We start from the raw sequence: 21,672 nt of genomic DNA, 5'->3' as shown, positions 1-21,672 counted from the left end.
CCGCCACTTTCGTGGCGGCGGTAGTACGATGCATGGCGTCAAGCAAACGCCGTTTGGTATCGGCGCCAATAGACTGCGGTTTACCGTGGGCATTAATGTAATTGGGGCTGATCCCCGCCGCCAGCGCGGCATTATCCAGACGTTTGCCTTCCATCGCGGTTCCTTATTAGCGTTTTGCCTGCCAGATACGAGCCTGATAATCGCGGATGGAGCGATCCGAGCTGAACATGCCACAGCGTGCGGTATTCAGGATCGCCGCCCGGGTCCAGGCCTCCTGGTCACGGTACAACACATCAACCTGCTTCTGGGCTTCAACGTAGGCGGCGAAGTCGGCCATCACCAGATACGGGTCACCGCCCTGCTTACCGATGCTGTGCAACATCTGATCAAAGGCGTGTTTATCACCGTTGCTGTATTTGCCGCTTTCCAGCTCTTTCAGTACCGCATCCAGCACTTTGTCTTTCTTGCGCCATTTCACCGGGTCATAGCCTTTCGCCTTCAGCGCCTTCACCTCTTCCACGGTGTGGCCAAAGATAAAGATGTTTTCATCACCCACTTTCTCGGCGATTTCGACGTTAGCCCCGTCCAGCGTGCCCACCGTTAACGCTCCGTTCAGCGCCAGCTTCATGTTGCCGGTACCAGACGCTTCTTTGCCCGCCGTCGAGATCTGCTCAGAGATATCCGCCGCCGGGATCAGCATTTCCGCCGCTGAGACACAGTAATCCGGCAGGAATACCACCTTCAACTTGTCGCCGACGTGCGGATCGTTATTAATGGTTTCCGCCACTTTGTTGATAGCAAAGATGATGTTCTTCGCCAGGTAGTAACCCGGTGCCGCTTTCGCGCCAAACAGGAATACGCGCGGGACGCGATCTGCCTGCGGGTTCTCACGAATTTCTTTGTACAACGCCAGAATATGCAGCAGATTCAGGTGCTGGCGTTTGTACTCATGCAGACGTTTGATCTGAATATCAAAGATGGCGTCGGTAGTTATCTCAATACCGGTACGCGCTTTAATAAACGCCACCAGGCGCTGTTTGTTCGCCAGCTTGATGTCGCGATACTGCTGACGGAACTTAGCGTCGTCGGCGTATTTTTCCAGGTTGATCAACTGGTCAAGATCGTTGGCCCACTCTTTCTTCAGCGATTTATCCAACAACGCAGCAAGTGCCGGGTTGCACTGTTTAATCCAGCGGCGCGGCGTAATACCGTTAGTCACGTTATGGAATTTGTTCGGCCACAGCTGGTGATATTCCGGGAACAAGTCTTTCACGACCAGATCAGAGTGCAGCGCCGCTACGCCGTTAACAGCAAAGCCGCTAACCACGCACAGGTTCGCCATGCGTACCTGCTTGTTGTGCACGACCGCCAGCTTCGCCCACACCGCATCGTCGCCAGGCCAGGTTTTATCCACCAACGTCTTAAAGCGGTCGTTAATCTCTTTGATGATTTGCATATGGCGCGGCAGCAGCGCTTTTATCAGTTTCTCATCCCAGCACTCCAGCGCTTCCGGCATCAGCGTATGGTTGGTATACGCGAACGTTTTGCTGGTAATCGCCCACGCGTCTTCCCAGCTCATCTGATGCTCGTCAATCAGCACGCGCAGCAGCTCAGGAATAGCGATGGTCGGGTGGGTGTCGTTCAGCTGAATGACTTCGAAATCAGCCAGTTGATGCAGCTTACGCCCTGCCAGGTGATGGCGGCGCAGAATATCGGCTACCGAACAAGCACACTGGAAGTACTGCTGCATCAGGCGCAGCTTCTTGCCCGCCGTGTGGTTATCGTTCGGGTAGAGCACTTTAGTCAGTTTTTCAGCGTCGATACCTTGCTGCTCTGCACGCAGGAAATCGCCGTCGTTAAATTTGGTCAGGTTAAACGGATGCGCGTGGCTGGCCTGCCACAGACGCAGCGGTTGCGCCACGCCGTTACGATAACCGAGCACCGGCAGATCCCAGGCCTGGCCAGTGATGATAAACCCGGGCGTCCAGTGACCTTCTTTGCTAACTTTGCCGCCAATACCGACCTGCACATCCAGCGCCTCGTTATGACGGAACCACGGATAGCTTCCGCGATGCCAGTCGTCCGGCGCTTCCATCTGTTGGCCATCAGCAAACGACTGACGGAACAGGCCGTACTGGTAATTCAGGCCGTAGCCCGTCGCGGATTGTCCCACCGTTGCCATTGAGTCGAGGAAGCAGGCCGCCAGGCGTCCCAGCCCACCGTTACCCAGCGCCGGGTCGGTTTCTTCTTCCAGCAGGTCGGTCAGATTGATGTCGTGCGCTTTCAGCTCATCGCTCACCCCCTGATACCAGCCCAGGTTTAGCAGGTTGTTGCCCGTCAGGCGACCGATCAAAAACTCCATCGAAATGTAGTTAACATGGCGCTGGTTTTTAGCGGGTTTCACCGCAGGCTGGGCGCTGAGCAATTCAGCCAACGCCCCACTCACGGCCTGCCACCACTGACGTGACGTCATTTCGTGAGCCGACAGTAAACCAAAGCGCTGCCACTGACGAGTCAGGGCCGCCTGAAAGAGATCTTTGTTGAAGGTTGGCTGTGACATAGAGGTTCCAGATCCTTTAGGTAATAAACAACGTTATCGCTAGTTTGCCAGGCTCAATGTTGACCTTCCTCATCCTGGTGAGGATTAGGGAGGGAGGAGGTGCGGGGATGAGCATAAAAATGTGATCGCCGCCACTTAAAAGAGAGGGTATTGCCCGTCGTTACGCAGAATACCCACATAAAATACCTGCCAATGCGACAGATTTTTCGCATTAACCAAACGGGACTCAGCAGACAATATCAAATAGCGGAATACGGTTGAGAAAAAATATGTAAACAGAGAAACAGTTTCTAACCTGAAATACATATAGTGATTAAGATATTTCACGCGAAAGTTTTAAGTCGATCGCGAATACCCATGACAACATTCTGGACAATACACGAGTCATAAAAAACGAGTGGGTATTTTCGCGACCATCAGAATAACGCCAAACCCAGTCGCCACGGCCTTTGTGGCCCCTAAGAGCAATTATTGCAATAGATGTATAGAATTGTGACATAGTGCAAATTCAGACACACAAAAAACCCGCTTAGCTTGCATAAAATGACTTTCTGGCCGACCTTATAGCTATTAATTACGAAGCGCAAAAAAAAATCATTTTCCCCATTTTCACACAGTGAAGTGACTAACATATGTTGATTCCGTCTAAATTAAGTCGTCCGGTTCGTCTCGACCATACGGTGGTTCGTGAGCGCCTGTTGGCTAAACTTTCCGGCGCGAACAATTTCAGGCTCGCCCTGGTAACAAGTCCTGCTGGTTATGGAAAAACGACGCTGGTTTCACAGTGGGCGGCGGGGAAAAATGAACTGGGCTGGTTCTCACTGGATGAGGGTGATAACCAGCAGGAACGCTTTGCCAGCTATTTGATTGCCGCTATTCAACAGGCGACCGGTGGACACTGTACGACCAGTGAAGCCATGGTACAAAAACGCCAGTACGCCAGCCTGACCTCACTGTTTGCTCAGCTCTTCATTGAACTGGCAGAATGGCATCGTCCGCTGTACCTGGTGGTGGATGATTATCACTTAATCTCTAATCCGGCCATCCACGAAGCCATGCGTTTTTTCCTGCGCCACCAACCTGAGAATCTCACGCTGGTGGTGCTGTCACGTAACTTACCGCAGCTGGGTATTGCCAACCTGCGGGTGCGCGATCAGCTATTGGAAATCGGCAGCCAACAGCTGGCCTTCAACCATCAGGAAGCGAAACAGTTCTTCGATCGACGTTTATCCTCCCCCATTGAAGCGGCGGAAAGCAGCCGCATGTGCGATGACGTCGCCGGGTGGGCTACCGCATTACAGCTGATCGCCCTTTCCGCACGCCAGAACAATCATTCCGCGCACCAGTCGGCACGACGCCTGGCCGGGATCAATGCCAGCCATTTATCAGATTATCTGGTCGATGAAGTGCTGGACAGCGTGGATCTCAGTACCCGCCACTTCCTGTTGAAAAGCGCCATATTGCGCTCCATGAACGATGCGCTGATCGTCCGGGTGACCGGGGAAGAGAACGGCCAAATGCGGCTGGAAGAGATTGAGCGTCAGGGACTATTCCTGCAGCGGATGGACGACATCGGCGAATGGTTTAGCTATCACCCGCTGTTTGGTAACTTCTTACGCCAGCGCTGTCAGTGGGAACTGGCGGCCGAACTCCCCGAGATCCATCGCGCCGCTGCAGAAAGCTGGATGGAGCAAGGTTTCCCCAGCGAAGCCATTCACCATGCGCTGGCGGCAGGCGACGCCCATATGCTGCGCGATATCCTGCTCAATCATGCGTGGGGGTTGTTTAACCACAGCGAGCTGGCGCTGCTGGAGGAGTCATTAAAAGCGCTGCCGTGGGAAAGCCTGCTGGAAAATCCACGCCTGGTGCTGCTACAGGCCTGGCTGATGCAGAGCCAGCACCGCTACAGTGAAGTGAACACCCTACTGGCGCGCGCTGAGCAGGAAATGAAAGGTGATATGGAGCCAACGCTGCATGCCGAATTTAATGCACTGCGTGCTCAGGTAGCGATTAACGACGGTAATCCTGACGAAGCTGAGCGTCTGGCAAAACTGGCGCTGGATGAGTTACCGATCGCCTGGTTCTACAGCCGTATCGTCGCCACCTCGGTGCACGGCGAAGTCCTGCACTGTAAGGGCGACCTGACACGCTCGCTGTCATTAATGCAGCAAACGGAGCAAATGGCGCGTCATCATGACGTCTGGCATTACGCGTTGTGGAGTTTGATCCAACAAAGCGAAATTTTATTCGCCCAGGGCTTTTTGCAAGCCGCCTGGGAAACCCAGGAAAAAGCCTTCCAGCTGGTGAAAGAGCAGCATCTGGAACAGCTGCCTATGCATGAATTCCTGGTACGCATCCGCGCGCAGCTCCTGTGGGCCTGGGCGCGGCTGGACGAATCCGAAGCGTCTGCCCGCAGCGGCATTGAACTGCTTTCCACCTTTCAGCCGCAGCAGCAGCTACAGTGTCTGGCACTGCTGGTACAGTGTTCGCTGGCGCGAGGCGATCTGGACAATGCCCGCAGCTTGCTCAACCGTCTGGAAAACCTGCTGGGCAACGGACATTATCACAGCGACTGGATCTCCAATGCCGATAAGGTCCGCGTGATTTACTGGCAAATGGTCGGTGACAAAAATTCGGCCGCCAACTGGCTGCGTCATACGCCGAAACCGGAGTTTGCCAACAACCACTTCCTGCAAGGTCAGTGGCGTAACATTGCCCGCGCGCAGATCCTGCTCGGTGAATTTGAACCGGCAGAAATTGTGCTGGAAGAACTCAATGAAAATGCGCGCAACCTGCGCCTGATGAGCGATCTCAACCGCAACCTGTTGTTGCTGAATCAGCTGTACTGGCAGGCTGGACGCAAAAATGATGCACAGCGCGTGTTACTTGATGCACTGCAGTTGGCAAATCGTACCGGGTTTATCAGCCATTTTGTGATTGAAGGCGAAGCGATGGCGCAGCAGTTACGCCAGCTAATCCAGCTTAATACGTTACCGGAACTCGATCAGCATCGCGCCCAGCGCATTCTGCGTGAAATTAACCAACATCACCGCCACAAATTCGCCCACTTTGATGAAGGGTTCGTGGAGCGTCTGCTGACCCATCCCGAAGTCCCGGAGCTTATCCGCACCAGTCCGCTGACCCAGCGCGAATGGCAGGTGTTAGGACTGATTTATTCCGGCTACAGCAACGAGCAAATCGCCGGTGAGCTGGCCGTTGCCGCGACGACCATCAAAACGCACATCCGCAATTTGTACCAAAAACTCGGCGTGGCTCACCGCCAGGACGCGGTACAGCATGCGCAAAAACTGTTGAAGATGATGGGGTACGGGGTGTAATTAGCCCGGAGGCGTTAACGCTTACCGGGCCTGTCGCTGGCTTAGCACAACTCCAGCTGAATATGGTGGTCGGCAATCACCTGCATCACGCCCGCGGGCGGCAGGGTGTCGGTATACACGGCGTCCACCATGCTGATGCTGCCCATATTCACCATTGCATTTCGACCAAACTTCGAATGATCCACCACCAGCATTACATGCCGTGAATTCTCAATAATGGCGCGTTTGGTGCGGACTTCGTGGTAATCAAATTCCAGCAATGAACCATCGCTGTCGATACCGCTGATCCCCAAAATACCGAAATCCAGACGAAATTGTGAAATAAAGTCGAGGGTGGCTTCGCCCATAATGCCGCCATCCCGGCTACGCAGTTCGCCCCCGGCCAGAATAATGCGGAAATCTTCTTTCACCATCAGCGTATTGGCCACGTTGAGGTTGTTGGTCACAATACGCAAGTTGCTATGGTTCAGCAGCGCGTGAGCGACGGCTTCCGGCGTGGTACCAATGTCAATAAACAGCGTGGAGCCGTTCGGGATCTGCGTGGCGACCTTACGGGCAATGCGCTCTTTTTCTGCCGTCTGCGTGGCCTTACGATCATGCCAGGGGGTATTCACCGAGCTGGATGGCAACGCCGCGCCGCCGTGGTGGCGCAAAATCATGTTCTGATCGGCCAGGTCGTTAAGGTCCCGGCGAATCGTTTGTGGGCTGACGGAGAAATGCTCCACCAACTCCTCAGTGCTGACGTATCCCTGTTTTTTTACCAGTTCAATGATCGCGTCATGTCGTTGTGTTTGTTTCATTATTGTTCCCTGGAATTTTGCCGGATGGCGCTAACGCTTATCCGGCCTACAGTTTGCTATCACAACACTCTCATTCAAGTTCGTTTTCGCACATTGAGCGTGTCTGCCAATGCCATAGCCAGACCAACGGCCAGGCCAGCCATATGTGCGCCGTTCGCCATCGACATACCAAACAGATCGAACCAACCGGCAACAATCCAAATCAAGGCAAAGAGAATCAAACCACGCTGCAGGAAAATACCGCTTTGCGGATCGCGTTCGCCGCGTAGCCACACATAGCCCATCAACGCATACACCACGCCAGACAACCCACCAAACCACGGGCCGCTGAATTTCTGCTGCACATAGCCGCTCAGCAGGGCGCTGATAACGGTAATAACGATCAGTTTTCCGCTGCCCAACCGCTTTTCTACCGCCCCGCCGAGATACCACCACCACAGCAGGTTGAAGAGGATGTGCATCAGCGAGAAGTGCATAAAAGCGTGGGTGAAATAACGCCAGAATTCAAATTTCAGCGAGGGATCGAACGGCCACGCTAACCACAGCATCACCGTTTGATCGCCCACCACATTCATGGCGATAAACACCAGCACACACGCGGCCATCACCACCCAGGTGACCGGTCCGGCGCGTTCGCGCAGCGTGGCAAGAAACGGAAAACGTTGATAGTGCAGGCCACTGTCGGTTTGGCCGGACTGCCAGCTGGCCGCCAGGTAACGCGGGTCGCCTGGGTTTTCCAGAAAACGCGCCAGCTCAGCGCGCACGCGCTCAGCCTGGGACTCATCCGCCAGCCAGACATCCGTTTGACTATGTTGCTGAATCGTCAGGATAACGCCCTGTGTCGCCATATAATCAACAAAGGCCTGCGCCACGCGGGGGTTAGCAAAAGAGGTAATCATCAACATCGTTGCTGTCGCTTCATCCACACAAAAGAGGACAGTATATCGACACTACCCGTTTCAGGCTGCATCTTTGTTATATCCGTCATACTTCACTGTCGCGTCGGGCTTACGCACCAAACGTCACTTCCGCAGGAAAATGTCGATGCCAGGCATCGAATCCACCGTCGATGCTGTACACCGCATCGTACCCCTGCTGAAGCAGATATTGTGCCGCACCTTTACTGCTGTTGCCGTGGTAACACATCACCAGCACAACGGTATCAAAATCATGGTCACGCATAAAGGAACCCAGCGTGTCGTTAGTCAGGTGAAACGCCTGTGGCGCATGGCCCATGGCATAGCTTTGCGGATCGCGGATATCCACCAGCACCGCCGTTCCGTGCAGCAGCTTCTGATGGGCTTCTTCGACATTGATACATTCAAACTGATCCATGATGTTCTCTTATTATTTCTGTGCAGGTAACCAATATTACCTGGCAGTGTACGTCGCCTGCACAGGTAAACGCCATAATGTTATATGTATCACTGTAAATTGTTTATCCGATGTTACCAATGGCGCGATTCTTTGCTATTATGCTCGATAACGAACATTAATGAGCTATAACGAAAGTGCGAGAGGCCAGCATGGAAACCAAAGATCTGATTGTGATAGGTGGAGGCATCAACGGTGCCGGTATCGCGGCAGATGCCGCTGGACGCGGTTTATCCGTGCTGATGCTGGAAGCGCAGGATTTAGCCTGTGCAACCTCCTCCGCCAGCTCCAAACTCATCCACGGTGGCCTGCGCTACCTGGAACACTACGAATTTCGTCTGGTCAGCGAAGCGCTGGCTGAACGTGAAGTCCTGTTGAAGATGGCACCGCATATCGCCTTCCCGATGCGCTTTCGTCTGCCCCATCGCCCACACCTGCGTCCGGCCTGGATGATCCGTATTGGTCTGTTTATGTACGATCATCTGGGCAAACGCACCAGTTTACCGAGTTCCACCGGTTTGCGTTTTGGCGCAGATTCTGTGATGAAACCCGAGATTGTGCGCGGTTTCGAATATTCTGACTGTTGGGTAGACGATGCACGACTGGTTTTGGCAAATGCCCAAATGGTTGTGCGTAAAGGCGGGGAAGTATTAACCCGTACTCGCGCCACCTCCGCTCGTCGTGAAAACGGTCTGTGGATTGTCGAAGCGGAAGATATCGATACCGGCAAGAAACACACCTGGCAGGCTCGCGGCCTGGTTAACGCCACCGGTCCGTGGGTGAAAGAGTTCTTCGACGACGGTATGCACCTGCCTTCACCTTACGGTATCCGCCTGATTAAAGGCAGCCACATTGTGGTGCCGCGCGTACACACCCAGAAACAGGCATACATCCTGCAAAACGAAGATAAACGTATTGTGTTTGTCATTCCGTGGATGGATGAGTTCTCAATTATCGGCACCACCGACGTCGAATACAAAGGCGATCCTAAAGCAGTGAAAATTGACGACAGCGAAATCAATTATCTGCTGCAGGTCTACAACGCACACTTTAAGAAACAGCTGGGCCGCGAGGATATCGTCTGGACCTACTCGGGCGTACGCCCGCTGTGCGATGACGAGTCCGACTCGCCGCAGGCTATTACCCGCGATTATACGCTGGATATCCACGACGAAAACGGCAAAGCGCCGCTGCTGTCAGTCTTCGGCGGCAAGTTAACCACCTACCGTAAGCTGGCCGAGCACGCGATGGAAAAACTGTCGTCGTACTATCAGGGCATCGGTCCGGCATGGACCAAAGAGTGCATCCTGCCTGGCGGTGACATCGGCGGCGATCGCGAAGATTACGCGGCAAAACTGCGCCGTCGCTATCCGTTCCTGACCGAATCACTGGCGCGCCACTATTCGCGCACCTACGGCAGCAACACCGAATGGATCATCGGCGAAGCGACCTCGCTTGCTGAGTTAGGCGAAGACTTCGGGCACGAGTTCTATGAGGCAGAGCTGAAGTATCTGGTCGATCACGAATGGGTACGCCGCGCCGACGATGCGCTGTGGCGCCGCACGAAAGAAGGCATGTGGCTGAACGCTGAGCAGCAGGCACGCATGACCCAGTGGCTGGCTGAGTATGTTGAAAAACACCAGCTGTCGCTGGCGTCCTGATAAAAATGCCGGATGGCGGCTGACGCCTTATCCGGCCTACAAGAGTGCATTAACGTAGGCCGGGCAAGCGAAGCGCCCCCGGCAACGAGCGCCCTGTAAGCCCGGTAAGCGTCAGCGCCACCGGGCATTTTGCCGGATGGCGGCTAACGCCTTATCCGGCCTACAGGTAGCCCTATCTCTTGTTACAACCGTACTGAATCAATATGCCAGATGTTCTCGGCGTACTCTTTGATGGTTCTGTCCGATGAGAAGTAGCCCATGTTGGCGATGTTAATCATTGCCTTGGTGGTCCACTGCTCCGGCTCGCGGTACAGTTCATCAACCTTGTCCTGACAATCGACATAGCTACGATAATCCGCCAGCACCTGATAGTGGTCACCGAAGTTGATCAGCGAATCCACCAGGTCGCGATAGCGTCCCGGCTCTTCAGGACTGAAGACCCCGCTGCCAATTTGCGTCAGCACCTGATGCAGTTCCTCATCTTTCTCGTAATACTCGCGCGGCTTGTAACCTTTGCTACGCAAGGCCTCCACCTCTTCTGCAGTATTCCCGAAGATAAAGATATTCTCCGCACCCACATGCTCCAGCATCTCGACGTTGGCTCCGTCCAGCGTACCGATGGTCAACGCACCGTTCAGCGCAAATTTCATGTTACTGGTCCCGGAGGCTTCGGTCCCGGCCAGTGAAATCTGCTCAGACAGGTCGGCGGCAGGAATGATCACCTGCGCCAGACTGACGCTGTAGTTCGGGATGAACACCACCTTCAGCTTGTCGCCAATCTGCGGATCGTTGTTGATCACTTTCGCCACATCGTTGATCAGATGGATGATGTGCTTCGCCATGTAATAGGCCGACGCGGCCTTACCGGCGAAGATATTCACGCGCGGCACCCACTCGGCGTCAGGATCGGCCTTGATGCGGTTGTAGCGGGTGATCACATGCAGCACGTTCATCAGCTGGCGTTTGTACTCATGAATACGCTTGATCTGCACATCAAACAGCGATTTCGGGTTCACCACCACGTTAAGCTGCTGGGCGATAAGCGTCGCCAGACGCTTTTTATTCTCCAGCTTTGCACGGCGTATGGCCTGGTTCACCAGAGGGTAATCACAATGCTGTTCCAGCTCGCTGAGTTGGCTGAGATCGGTTCGCCAGGTACGGCCAATGTTCTCGTCCAGCACCTCAGAAAGCGGCGGGTTGGCCAGCGCCAGCCAGCGGCGCGGCGTCACGCCGTTGGTGACGTTGCAAAAACGCGTCGGGAAGATTTTCGCAAAATCAGCAAACAGCGACTGCACCATCAGGTTGGAGTGCAGCTCAGACACGCCGTTTACTTTATGGCTGACCACCACCGCCAGCCACGCCATACGCACGCGGCGGCCGTTGGACTCATCAATGATCGAGGTACGTCCCAGCAGGCCAGTATCGTTCGGATACTGCTCCTGCAACGTCTTCAGGAAGTAGTCGTTAATCTCAAAGATGATTTGCAGATGGCGCGGCAGGATCTTGCCCAGCATATCCACCGGCCAGGTTTCCAGTGCTTCGCTCATCAGCGTGTGGTTGGTGTACGAGAACACCTGGCAGCAGACCTCAAACGCATCGTCCCAGCTAAACTTGTGCTCATCAATCAGCAGGCGCATCAGCTCAGGGATCGACAACACCGGGTGGGTATCGTTGAGGTGAATGGCGATTTTATCCGCCAGGTTGTCGTAGGTTTTGTGCAGCTGATAATGGCGGCTCAAAATATCCTGGATCGTCGAGGAGACCAGGAAGTACTCCTGGCGCAGACGCAGCTCGCGCCCGGAATAGGTGGAGTCATCCGGATACAGTACGCGGGAGACGTTCTCAGAGTGGTTTTTATCTTCCACCGCCGCAAAGTAGTCGCCCTGGTTAAATTTACCGAGGTTGATTGCGCTACTGGCCTGAGCGTTCCACAGGCGCAGCGTATTGGTCGCGTCAGTGTCGTAGCCCGGGATAATCTGGTCGTATGCTACCGCGAGGATCTCTTCGGTCTCGACCCAGCGCATCTTCTTGCCTTCCATCTGAACACGGCCACCAAAGCGCACTTTGTAGCGCGTATTGTGGCGTTTGAACTCCCACGGGTTACCGTATTCCAGCCAGTAGTCCGGCGACTCTTTCTGTCGGCCATCAACAATATTCTGCTTGAACATGCCGTAGTCGTAGCGAATACCGTAGCCGCGGCCAGGCAGGCCTAACGTCGCCAGCGAGTCGAGGAAGCAGGCGGCCAGACGCCCGAGGCCGCCGTTACCGAGGCCGGGGTCATTTTCTTCGTCGATCAGATCTTCGAGATCCAACCCCATGCCTTCCAGCGCATTTTTGACATCGTCATAAATTCCCAACGATAACAGTGCATTGGAAAGCGTGCGGCCAATCAGAAACTCCATTGACAGGTAATAGACCTGGCGGGTTTCCTGAGATAATTGCGCACGATTAGAACGCAGCCAGCGCTCCACGAGGCGATCGCGCACCGCGAACAACGTGGCGTTCAGCCACTCATGTTTGTTGGCAATGACCGGATCTTTGCCAATCGTGAACATCAGCTTGTAGGCGATAGAATGCTTAAGAGCCTCTACGCTGAGTGTGGGCGATGCATAACTAAATGGAGCATTCATATAGGTGATTCCTGGATATCTATTTCAAGCGATAGTAAAGCTCACGGTAGGATTTCGCCGCGACTTGCCAGCTAAAATCCATGGCCATTGCCTGACGTTGTACAAACCGCCAGAGCGAAGGGCGCGACCACAACACGAAAGCACGCCGGATTGCCCGCAACAGCGACCAGGCATTACTATCTTCAAATACAAACCCACTGGCGATACCGTCCGCCAGGTTTTCCAGCGAACTGTCGGACACCGTATCAGCCAGCCCACCGGTACGCCGCACCAGCGGTAGCGTACCGTACTTCAGTCCATACAATTGTGTTAAGCCACACGGCTCAAAGCGACTGGGCACCAGAATAACGTCAGCCCCGCCCATAATGCGGTGCGAGAAGGCCTCATGATAGCCAATCTGTACACCCACCTGGCCCGGATGCTCTGCCGCTGCCGCAAGGAAACCTTCCTGCAACACCGGATCGCCCGCACCCAGTAACGCTAACTGTCCGCCCTGCTCCAGTAAACCGGGCAGCGCTTCCAGCACCAGATCCAGCCCTTTCTGGCTGGTCAGGCGGCTCACGACTGCAAAAAGCGGCACTTTGTCGTTAACCTTAAGCCCCATCGCAATCTGCAGTTCACGCTTGTTCTCGGCTTTGTCTTCCAGCGAGTCACGCGTGTAGCGCGATGCCAGCAGCAGGTCCGTTTCCGGACTCCAGATGTTTTCATCAACGCCGTTCAGCACGCCGGAAAGACGTCCTTCACGATGACGCTGCTGCAACAATCCCTCCATTCCATAGGCAAATTGCGCCTCGGTGATTTCCCGCGCGTAGGTCGGGCTAACCGCCGTAATATGGTCGGCGTAGTACAACCCCGCCTTCAGGAAAGAAATCTGCCCGTTGAACTCCAGTCCATGCACATTAAAGAATGACCATGGCAATTGGATGTCATCCATATGCTTTGCATAAAACATGCCTTGATAGGCCAGGTTGTGCACGGTGAACACCGATTTCGCCGGGTGGCCGCGTGCCGCCAGATACGCCGGGGCCAGACCTGCATGCCAGTCGTGCGCATGCACCACATCCGGGCGCCAGAATGGATCAAGCCCGCAGGCCATTTCGCATCCCACCCAGCCGAGCAGCGCAAAGCGCAGGACGTTATCAGAGTAAGCAAACAGGTTAGTATCGTGATACGGGCTGCCGGGACGGTCGTAGAGGTGCGGCGCGTCAATCAGGTAAATACCGACGCCGTTGTAATGGCCGAACAGCAGCGTGATACGTCCGGCAAAGGTATCGCGCCGCGTCACGACCTGCGCATCAGGAATGCCGCGACGGATATCCGGAAACGCCGGGAGCACGACGCGGGCATCCACGCCATCGGCAATTTGCGCGGCCGGCAACGCGCCAAGAACATCTGCCAGTCCCCCGGTTTTTAACAGGGGGAACATCTCTGAACATACGTGTAAAACCTGCATTATCGCTCCTGTTTGATCTGCAGTTTGCGCAGCATTTCACGCGTGACCAGCACAATACCTTCCTCTGAACGGTAGAAACGACGTGCATCTTCTTCCGCGTTTTCACCAATCACCATGCCTTCAGGGATGACGCAGGCACGGTCAACGATGCAGCGGCGTAAGCGGCATGAACGCCCGACCCACACTTCAGGTAACAACACTGCCGAATCAATGTTACAGAAAGAATTCACCCGCACCCGCGGGAACAGAACAGACTGCACCACCACCGAACCGGAAATAATACAGCCGCCAGAGACCAGCGAGTTCAGCGTCATGCCGTGGCTACCGGAGCGGTCCTGCACAAACTTCGCCGGCGGCAGTGATTCCATGTGTGTGCGAATCGGCCAGTCCTGATCGTACATATCCAGTTCCGGGGTAACCGACGCCAGATCGAGGTTAGCCTTCCAGTAGGCTTCCAGCGTCCCAACGTCGCGCCAGTACGGCTCGGATTCCGGGTCTGACTGTACGCAGGATTTAGGGAATGGATGTGCATAAGCCATGCCAGCTGCGGTAATTTTCGGGATGATATCTTTGCCAAAGTCGTGGCTGGAGTTTTCATCGAGATCATCTTCTTCAAGTAATTCATACAGATAATCGGCGTTGAAAACATAGATCCCCATACTGGCAAGGGATCGGGTCGGATCGTTTGGCATAGCCGGTGGATTCGCCGGTTTTTCCACGAATTCGATGATTTTGTCGCTGTCGTCGACGTCCATGACGCCAAAGGCGCTGGCTTCCTCAATCGGCACCGGCATACAGGCCACGGTGCAGCGTGCGCCTTTTTCGACGTGGTCGATCAGCATGCGCGAATAGTCCTGTTTGTAGATATGATCGCCCGCGAGGATCACCACATATTCCGCTTTATAGCGTCGAATGATGTCCAGGTTTTGGGTGACCGCATCTGCCGTACCGCGATACCAATTTTCACCCTGCATTCTTTGCTGGGCAGGCAGCAGATCGACAAACTCGTTCATCTCTTCACTGAAGAACGACCAGCCGCGCTGAATATGCTGCACCAGCGTGTGGGACTGGTACTGGGTGATCACGCCAATACGGCGGATCCCGGAGTTAATACAGTTGGATAAAGCAAAATCGATAATGCGGAACTTACCGCCAAAATGCACGGCAGGCTTAGCACGTTTGTTGGTTAAATCTTTCAGGCGGGTACCACGACCACCGGCCAGGATTAGGGCAACAGATTTTAATGGCAGCTGGCGCGCCAACATTACACGATCGTTCTTCTCTAAACTCACCATGACTAACTCCTTTTTTATCATCTTTGGAACACACACAGTCCGTGCGCAGGTCCCTGCCAGACAGCCGTAATAACCGGATTATCCTCTCCGGCAAATGGAGGAACGGCATGCCATTCCCCTTCAGGTAAAACGATATCTGTCACCTCAAGCGTGGCGTTTATCACGATCAGAAAACGGTCTGAGAGCAGGATCTGCATCTGCCTCGGGCCGTTTTGCCACTCATCCGCACTTAAGGGTTGTGCGTATCGGTTCAGCCAACGCACATTGCCGTCGCCCTCTTCCCACCAGCGATCGTCTGTTAAGGCAGGGATCTGCTGGCGAAGATGAATCAACGCGGCGGTGAATGTGGTTAGCCCGCTGTTTGCCTGCTGCCAGTCCAGCCAGGTTAAGGCGTTATCCTGGCAGTAAGCGTTATTGTTACCGTGCTGGCTATGACCATGTTCATCTCCCGCCAGCAACATCGGTGTACCCTGAGAAAGCAGCAACGTCGTCAACAGGGCATGCATGCTGTCGCGTCGCCGTTCAATCAGGTCCAGCGTGCCGCCTAATCCTTCTTTACCATGATTGTCGCTGTAGTTATTGCTAGTGCCGTCGCGATTTTCCTCACCATTCGCTTCATTGTGCTTATTTGTGAAGCACACACAGTCACGCAGCGTAAAACCATCGTGCGCCGTCACCAGATTGACCGATGCGCTGGGTTTGCGACCAGGGTGTTTAAACATGTCGCTGGAAGCCGCAAAACGTCCGGCAAACTCCCCAAGGGGCAGATTACGCTGGAGCCAGAAGCGTCGACTTGCATCGCGGAAATGGTCATTCCACTCAGCAAACGGCGGGGGAAAATTCCCAACCTGATACCCGCCTTCACCGATATCCCACGGCTCCGCAATCAGCTTAACGCCTGAAAGCAGCGGGCAGTTTTGGATGGCGGTAAACAGCGGCGCATCCTGACGAAACGCAGGCGTACGCCCCATGACGGATGCTAAATCAAAACGAAAACCGTCCACATGGCAGGTTTCCACCCAATAGCGCAGGCATTCACACGCATACTCCACGACACCGGGATGGCTCAGGTTGAGGGTGTTCCCACAGCCGGTCCAGTTGTAGTAATCACCATCGTCCCTGATCCAATAATAGCTACGGTTATCAATTCCGCGCAGGGAGAAGACCGGCCCTTCAAGATCCAGCTCAGCGCTGTGGTTCAAAACGATATCGAGAATGACCTCAATCCCCGCTTTGTGTAGCGCTTTGACGGCATCGCGAAACTCATCCAGCGCGTGTTCAGGTGAGCAGGCATAGGCCGGATGCAGTGCAAACATGGCTACCGGGTTGTAGCCCCAGTAGTTCGACAGCCCCAGCCGCTGCAGTCGCGGCTCGCTGGCGAAATGCACCACGGGCAGCAGTTCCAGCGCAGTAATGCCGAGACGCTTGAAATAGTCGATCATCACCGGATGACCGAGCGCTTTGTAAGTGCCACGAATCTGTTGCGGAATGTCCGGGTGCAGATACGTCAGCCCTTTAACATGCGCTTCGTAGATAACGGTATTGCCCCACGGCGTGCGCGGCGGGGCATCGTCTTCCCAGTCATAATGGTCTGACACCACCACGCTTTTCAGGGCAATCGCCGCGTTATCGTGATGATCCGGTTCGTTCATTCCACCGTGCAGCAGCGGGTTATCTTTTAACTCGCCATCGACCCGGCGCGCGCAGGGGTCAATCAGCAGTTTCGCTGGGTTAAAACGGTATCCTTGCTGCGGCTGCCACGGACCATGTACGCGATAACCATAGCGCAAACCGGGCCGGGCATCGGCCAGATAGCCGTGCCAGACATCACCGCTACGCCCCGGCAAATCATAGCGATGCTCACAGCCTTGCTCATCGAATATGCACAGTTCGACGCGCTCGGCATGCGCCGAAAAAAGGGTGAAATTAACGCCATGGCCGTCATACGTTGCACCATGGGGGGTGGCATTGCCGGTTGCCAGTTGTGTCATCACCCCTCCCGCATCAGCCAAATCGTGGCCAGCGGCGGCAACGTCAGGCTCAGTGAATGCTGGCGACCGTGGCTGGCAATTTCATCGCTTTGTACTGCGCCGCCGTTGCCGGTATTGCTACCGTGGTAATGCATCGAGTCTGTGTTGAGGATTTCTCGCCATTTGCCCGGTTGATTGATGCCAAAGCGGTAGCCGTGGCGAGGTACCGGCGTAAAGTTGCTGGCAACGATAATTTCATTACCGGCTTTATCACGACGAACAAAAATCAGCACCGACCGTTCGTTGTCATCGACCACCAGCCATTCAAAACCATAGCCGTCAAAGTCGAGTTCATGCAGCGCTTTGTGATGACGATAAGTGTGGTTCAGGTCGCGCACCAGACGCTGTACACCGTGGTGCCAGTTATCGCCTCCCTCCAGCAGATGCCAGTCGAGGCTGGCGTCGTGGTTCCATTCACGGCCCTGGGCAAACTCATTACCCATAAACAGCAGCTTCTTACCCGGGAAGGCCCACATCCAGCCATAGTAGGCGCGCAGGTTGGCAAACTTCTGCCACGCATCGCCCGGCATGCGGTCGAGGATCGATTTTTTACCGTGCACCACTTCATCGTGTGACAGCGGCAGCACAAAGTTCTCGGTGTAGTTGTACAGCATGCCGAAGGTCAGCTTATCGTGATGGTGCTGGCGATAAACCGGGTCCAGCTTCATGTAGTCCAGCGTGTCGTGCATCCAGCCGAGGTTCCACTTGTACCAGAAACCTAAGCCCCCCATGTCCTGCGGTCTTGATACACCGGCAAAGTCGGTCGACTCTTCCGCCATACTCACCGCGCCCGGTACCTGTTCGCCAAGAATACGGTTGGTATTACGCAAAAATTCGATGGCTTCGAGGTTCTCACGCCCGCCGAATTCGTTCGGGATCCACTCGCCGTCTTTGCGGCTGTAATCGCGGTAAATCATCGACGCCACGGCATCCACGCGCAGCGCGTCAATACCAAAGCGCTCAATCCAGTACAGGGCGTTACCTACCAGATAATTACTGACTTCACGGCGACCGTAGTTGTAGATCAGCGTGTTCCAGTCCTGGTGATAGCCTTCGCGCGGGTCGCTGTGCTCATACAAGCTGGTACCGTCAAACTGAGCCAGGCCGAAGTCATCCGACGGGAAGTGACCGGGTACCCAGTCGAGGATCACGTTCAGCCCCGCCTGATGCGCAGCATTCACAAAATAGCGGAAGTCATCGCGCGTGCCGAAGCGTCGGGTCGGTGCATACATGCCGGTCGGCTGATAGCCCCAACTGCCGTCAAACGGGTGCTCGCTAATCGGCAACAGCTCAATATGGGTAAAGCCCATCCACTTCACATAGGGGATCAGTTGATCCGCCAGTTCGCGATAGCTCAGCCAGAAGTTGTTGTCCGTATGGCGACGCCACGAGCCCAGATGCACTTCGTAGATAGAGATCGGCGCATCAAACTGGTTGGCTTTTTTGCGTTCCTCCGTTTGCACCACTTTTTCGGGCAAACCGCAGATCACCGACGCCGTTTCCGGACGCATTTGCGCTTCAAAGGCATACGGGTCGGCTTTAACGCGCAAATGACCGTTGGCATCGATCATCTCGTATTTGTACAGCTGCCCCTGCTGTGCACCGGGGATAAACAGCTCCCAGATTCCGCTCTCTTTGCGCAGGCGCATCGGGTGGCGGCGACCGTCCCAGTAGTTGAACTGCCCTACTACCGAAACGCGTCGTGCGTTCGGTGCCCAGACGGAAAAACGCGTGCCGGTCACGCCGTCCATGGTATCCGCATGTGCGCCCAGCGTTTCGTACGGGCGCAGATGCGTCCCTTCGGACAACAGCCAGGCGTCCATATCCTGAATAAGCGGGCCAAAACGGTAAGGGTCATCGATCAGATTCTGCTGTCCATGCCAGACAACAGCCAGCTGATAGCGAAAGAAATTTTTACGGCGGGGAATTACAGCACAGAAAAAACCGCGAGGGTCGAGGCAATCCAGCTTGCCGACTTTGCGTCCGGTTTTTGGTTCGATCACCCACACTTCGGTGGCGTCAGGTAAAAGAGCACGGACTTCAAGTCCGGCGTCAGTTTGGTGCATACCGAGTACGGAAAAAGGATCCGCAAAATGGCCTGCAATTAGCGCATTAATCACGTCTCTATCGATACGAACGGACATGGTTGTCATCCTGTTTTATGGTGTCACCCCTTCCAACTGATTTTCGACATCAGGTAGTGACACTTTTTTTGACCTGAACGACGCAGCACAATTGTGCATCCTCTCTGCGTCGTCCCACCTTCAGGCAACAACTTAATACCTCCGGTATTAAGTCACTCTTAAAGAATAGCCAATGCTTTATCTTACTCCCGGTAAAAAATGAAACATCTGCGCTTACTCCTGTATTACGCAAAAAAAAGGGCGACTCAGCACCCAATGTTTAAACACGGTCTGTGTCTGCCGGATGGCGATATGCTTATCCGGCAGTCCCGCATTACGCCAGCTGACGCAGCATCCGGCGCAATGGTTCCGCAGCACCCCAGAGCAGCTGATCGCCCACGGTAAAGGCTGACAGGAACTCCGGTCCCATATTCAGCTTACGCAGACGACCGACTGGCGTGGTCAACGTACCGGTAACGGCCGCTGGGGTTAACTCACGCATGGTGATATCCCGATCGTTTGGCACCACTTTCGCCCACGGATTGTGCGCGGCCAGCAGTTCTTCCACGGTCGGAATCGACACATCTTTTTTCAGTTTAATCGTGAACGCCTGGCTGTGGCAGCGCAGTGCACCGACGCGCACGCACAGACCATCCACCGGGATCACGGAAGACGTGTTAAGAATTTTGTTGGTTTCCGCCTGCCCTTTCCACTCTTCGCGGCTCTGGCCGTTATCGAGCTGTTTGTCGATCCACGGAATCAGGCTCCCGGCCAGCGGGACGCCAAAGTTATCAACCGGCAGGGAGCCGCTACGGGACAGGGTTGTCACTTTACGTTCGATATCGAGGATAGCAGAAGAAGGGGTCGCCAGTTCATCGGCCACATGGCTATACAGATGGCCCATCTGCGACAGCAGTTCACGCATATGACGCGCGCCGCCGCCGGAAGCCGCCTGGTAGGTCGCCACGGACACCCAGTCCACCAGATCGTTGGCGAACAGACCGCCGAGTGACATCAGCATCAGGCTAACGGTGCAGTTACCGCCGACAAACGTCTTGATGCCGTTGTTCAGACCATCGGTGATCACATTCTGGTTAACCGGATCGAGAATAATGATGGCATCGTCTTTCATGCGCAGTGAAGAGGCCGCGTCAATCCAGTAACCCTGCCAACCGCTTTCACGAAGCTTTGGATAGATTTCGTTGGTATAATCGCCGCCCTGACAGGTCACAATAATGTCGAGCGCCTTCAGCGCATCGAGATCAAATGCATCCTGAAGCATGCCGGTGGAGGTCGCACCAAACGTCGGTGCCGCCTGCCCAAGCTGGGAAGTAGAAAAGAAAACAGGGCGAATGGCGTCGAAGTCGCGTTCTTCTACCATGCGTTGCATGAGTACAGAGCCGACCATACCGCGCCAGCCGATAAAACCAACATTTTTCATAGCGTTTTTTTCCTGCAGAGATGTGTGCTGTGTATGTACGCCATTATCCTGTGACGTATCCTTCACCATACAAAAAGCAGCCAAAGTCGCAAGTGAAATTAATCAATGATAGCGAAGCCATCAGTAATGCGACTTATCCCGCTGCGCTCGCAAGCAGAAAGTCCGCGGTAATTATCAGGGAATTTGAGTTATGAATGAAATCATTTCAGCGGCAGTTTTATTGATCCTGATTATGGATCCACTCGGAAATCTGCCCATTTTCATGTCCGTATTGAAACATACTGAACCGAAACGCCGTCGCGCAATTATGATTCGCGAGCTGTTTATTGCGCTGCTGGTGATGCTGATATTCCTGTTTGCGGGCGAGAAAATTCTGGCATTTCTTAACCTGCGCGCGGAAACCGTGTCGATCTCCGGGGGCATCATTTTGTTCCTGATCGCCATCAAGATGATTTTCCCCAGCGCCACCGGTAACAGCACCGGACTGCCCGCAGGCGAAGAGCCGTTTATCGTTCCACTGGCCATTCCGCTGGTGGCGGGCCCCACCATCCTGGCGTCGTTGATGCTGTTGTCGCATCAGTACCCGAATCAGATGGGACATCTGGTGATTGCCCTGCTGATCGCCTGGGGTGGAACGTTTGTGATTTTATTGCAGTCGTCGCTGTTCCTGCGCCTGCTAGGTGAGAAAGGGGTTAACGCGCTTGAGCGCCTGATGGGGCTAATTCTGGTGATGATGGCAACCCAGATGTTCCTCGATGGCGTACGGATGTGGATGAAGGGGTGACGCACTCATATTACGCCGGGTGGCGGCTTCGCCTGACCCGGCCTACGATGTGGATGTGTGCTCGTTTGTAGGCCCGGTAAGCGCAAGCGCCACCGGGCAACCGTTTTGAAGCTGGAGAGCATGGTATTTCAGAGAACGGTTCCGTTCACTTATTCCTCCAGGCTACCGGGCCGGGCGCGAGGC

At 54.7% G+C, this 21,672-nt stretch carries 14 protein-coding genes; 3 read left to right on the top strand and 11 right to left on the bottom strand.

The features are described from left to right. Together FDX01_RS23795 and malP are read right to left on the bottom strand one after the other, a co-directional pair. On the bottom strand, positions 1–154 hold a 154-nt coding region (locus tag FDX01_RS23795; protein ID WP_249359171.1), incomplete at its 3' end, for a hypothetical protein. A gap of 12 nt (positions 155–166) precedes the next feature. After that, entirely contained in the window at positions 167–2,560 is a 2,394-nt protein-coding gene (gene malP, locus FDX01_RS12710; RefSeq protein WP_137399875.1) for a maltodextrin phosphorylase, read from the bottom strand. 632 nt (positions 2,561–3,192) lie between these two features. Here malP and malT point away from each other — a divergent pair. Further along, positions 3,193–5,898, top strand: coding sequence for an HTH-type transcriptional regulator MalT (gene malT, locus FDX01_RS12705; protein WP_115257291.1), 2,706 nt, complete (start codon positions 3,193–3,195; stop codon positions 5,896–5,898). 41 nt (positions 5,899–5,939) lie between these two features. On the opposite strand, the gene FDX01_RS12700 is transcribed toward malT, so the two are convergent. The 3 genes from FDX01_RS12700 to glpE form a co-directional block, all read right to left on the bottom strand. Further along, the gene (locus FDX01_RS12700) at positions 5,940–6,698 is read right to left on the bottom strand and encodes a DeoR/GlpR family transcriptional regulator (RefSeq protein ID WP_096759257.1); all 759 of its coding nucleotides are present in this window, start codon (positions 6,696–6,698) and stop codon (positions 5,940–5,942) included. 74 nt (positions 6,699–6,772) lie between these two features. Further along, positions 6,773–7,603, bottom strand: a complete 831-nt coding sequence (glpG, locus tag FDX01_RS12695; RefSeq protein ID WP_137362557.1) for a rhomboid family intramembrane serine protease GlpG — start codon at positions 7,601–7,603, stop codon at positions 6,773–6,775. A 103-nt stretch (positions 7,604–7,706) separates the two neighbouring features. Further along, on the bottom strand, positions 7,707–8,033 hold the full coding sequence (gene glpE, locus FDX01_RS12690; RefSeq protein WP_096759255.1) for a thiosulfate sulfurtransferase GlpE: 327 nt from the start codon (positions 8,031–8,033) through the stop codon (positions 7,707–7,709). 191 nt (positions 8,034–8,224) lie between these two features. On the opposite strand from glpE, the gene glpD reads away from it, so the two are divergent. Further along, on the top strand, positions 8,225–9,733 hold the full coding sequence (glpD, locus tag FDX01_RS12685; RefSeq protein ID WP_096759254.1) for a glycerol-3-phosphate dehydrogenase: 1,509 nt from the start codon (positions 8,225–8,227) through the stop codon (positions 9,731–9,733). 182 nt (positions 9,734–9,915) lie between these two features. Here the strand turns inward: glpD and glgP are convergent, their stop codons facing one another. The 6 genes from glgP to asd all read right to left on the bottom strand — a co-directional run bounded on the left by glgP (position 9,916) and on the right by asd (position 20,705). Then, positions 9,916–12,363 (bottom strand): glycogen phosphorylase, encoded by a 2,448-nt coding sequence (gene glgP, locus FDX01_RS12680; protein WP_115257289.1) that lies wholly within the window; start codon positions 12,361–12,363, stop codon positions 9,916–9,918. A 19-nt stretch (positions 12,364–12,382) separates the two neighbouring features. Next, positions 12,383–13,816, bottom strand: a complete 1,434-nt coding sequence (gene glgA, locus FDX01_RS12675; RefSeq protein ID WP_115257288.1) for a glycogen synthase GlgA — start codon at positions 13,814–13,816, stop codon at positions 12,383–12,385. Beyond that, positions 13,816–15,111, bottom strand: coding sequence for a glucose-1-phosphate adenylyltransferase (gene glgC / locus FDX01_RS12670; RefSeq protein ID WP_115257287.1), 1,296 nt, complete (start codon positions 15,109–15,111; stop codon positions 13,816–13,818). Before glgC ends, glgA begins: the two co-directional genes overlap by 1 nt. A gap of 17 nt (positions 15,112–15,128) precedes the next feature. After that, on the bottom strand, positions 15,129–17,102 hold the full coding sequence (gene glgX, locus FDX01_RS12665) for a glycogen debranching protein GlgX (protein ID WP_137399874.1): 1,974 nt from the start codon (positions 17,100–17,102) through the stop codon (positions 15,129–15,131). Next, entirely contained in the window at positions 17,102–19,285 is a 2,184-nt protein-coding gene (glgB, locus tag FDX01_RS12660; RefSeq protein WP_135911282.1) for a 1,4-alpha-glucan branching enzyme, read from the bottom strand. The genes glgX and glgB overlap by 1 nt, the downstream gene beginning before the upstream one ends. A 313-nt stretch (positions 19,286–19,598) precedes the next feature. Continuing rightward, the gene (gene asd / locus FDX01_RS12650; protein ID WP_096759248.1) at positions 19,599–20,705 is read right to left on the bottom strand and encodes an aspartate-semialdehyde dehydrogenase; all 1,107 of its coding nucleotides are present in this window, start codon (positions 20,703–20,705) and stop codon (positions 19,599–19,601) included. A gap of 190 nt (positions 20,706–20,895) precedes the next feature. Here asd and yhgN point away from each other — a divergent pair, with 190 nt between their 5' ends. After that, on the top strand, positions 20,896–21,489 hold the full coding sequence (gene yhgN / locus FDX01_RS12645; protein ID WP_003023480.1) for an NAAT family transporter YhgN: 594 nt from the start codon (positions 20,896–20,898) through the stop codon (positions 21,487–21,489). Positions 21,490–21,672 lie beyond the last annotated feature (183 nt).

The organism is Citrobacter sp. wls613 (genome assembly GCF_005281195.1).
Taxonomy (GTDB): Bacteria; Pseudomonadota; Gammaproteobacteria; order Enterobacterales; family Enterobacteriaceae; genus Citrobacter; species Citrobacter gillenii.
The sequence above is the reverse complement of the archived record's forward strand: the minus strand, read 5'-3'. Positions and strand labels throughout refer to the sequence as shown.

Coding starts and splice junctions, on each gene's coding strand:
- glpE (WP_096759255.1), bottom strand. CDS start 8,033: ATGGATCAGTTTGAATGTATCAATGTCGAAGAAGCCCATCAGAAGCTG.
- malT (WP_115257291.1), top strand. CDS start 3,193: ATGTTGATTCCGTCTAAATTAAGTCGTCCGGTTCGTCTCGACCATACG.
- glgB (WP_135911282.1), bottom strand. CDS start 19,285: ATGTCCGTTCGTATCGATAGAGACGTGATTAATGCGCTAATTGCAGGC.
- glpG (WP_137362557.1), bottom strand. CDS start 7,603: ATGTTGATGATTACCTCTTTTGCTAACCCCCGCGTGGCGCAGGCCTTT.
- asd (WP_096759248.1), bottom strand. CDS start 20,705: ATGAAAAATGTTGGTTTTATCGGCTGGCGCGGTATGGTCGGCTCTGTA.
- glgC (WP_115257287.1), bottom strand. CDS start 15,111: ATGGTGAGTTTAGAGAAGAACGATCGTGTAATGTTGGCGCGCCAGCTG.
- glgX (WP_137399874.1), bottom strand. CDS start 17,102: ATGACACAACTGGCAACCGGCAATGCCACCCCCCATGGTGCAACGTAT.
- FDX01_RS12700 (WP_096759257.1), bottom strand. CDS start 6,698: ATGAAACAAACACAACGACATGACGCGATCATTGAACTGGTAAAAAAA.
- glgP (WP_115257289.1), bottom strand. CDS start 12,363: ATGAATGCTCCATTTAGTTATGCATCGCCCACACTCAGCGTAGAGGCT.
- glgA (WP_115257288.1), bottom strand. CDS start 13,816: ATGCAGGTTTTACACGTATGTTCAGAGATGTTCCCCCTGTTAAAAACC.
- yhgN (WP_003023480.1), top strand. CDS start 20,896: ATGAATGAAATCATTTCAGCGGCAGTTTTATTGATCCTGATTATGGAT.
- malP (WP_137399875.1), bottom strand. CDS start 2,560: ATGTCACAGCCAACCTTCAACAAAGATCTCTTTCAGGCGGCCCTGACT.
- glpD (WP_096759254.1), top strand. CDS start 8,225: ATGGAAACCAAAGATCTGATTGTGATAGGTGGAGGCATCAACGGTGCC.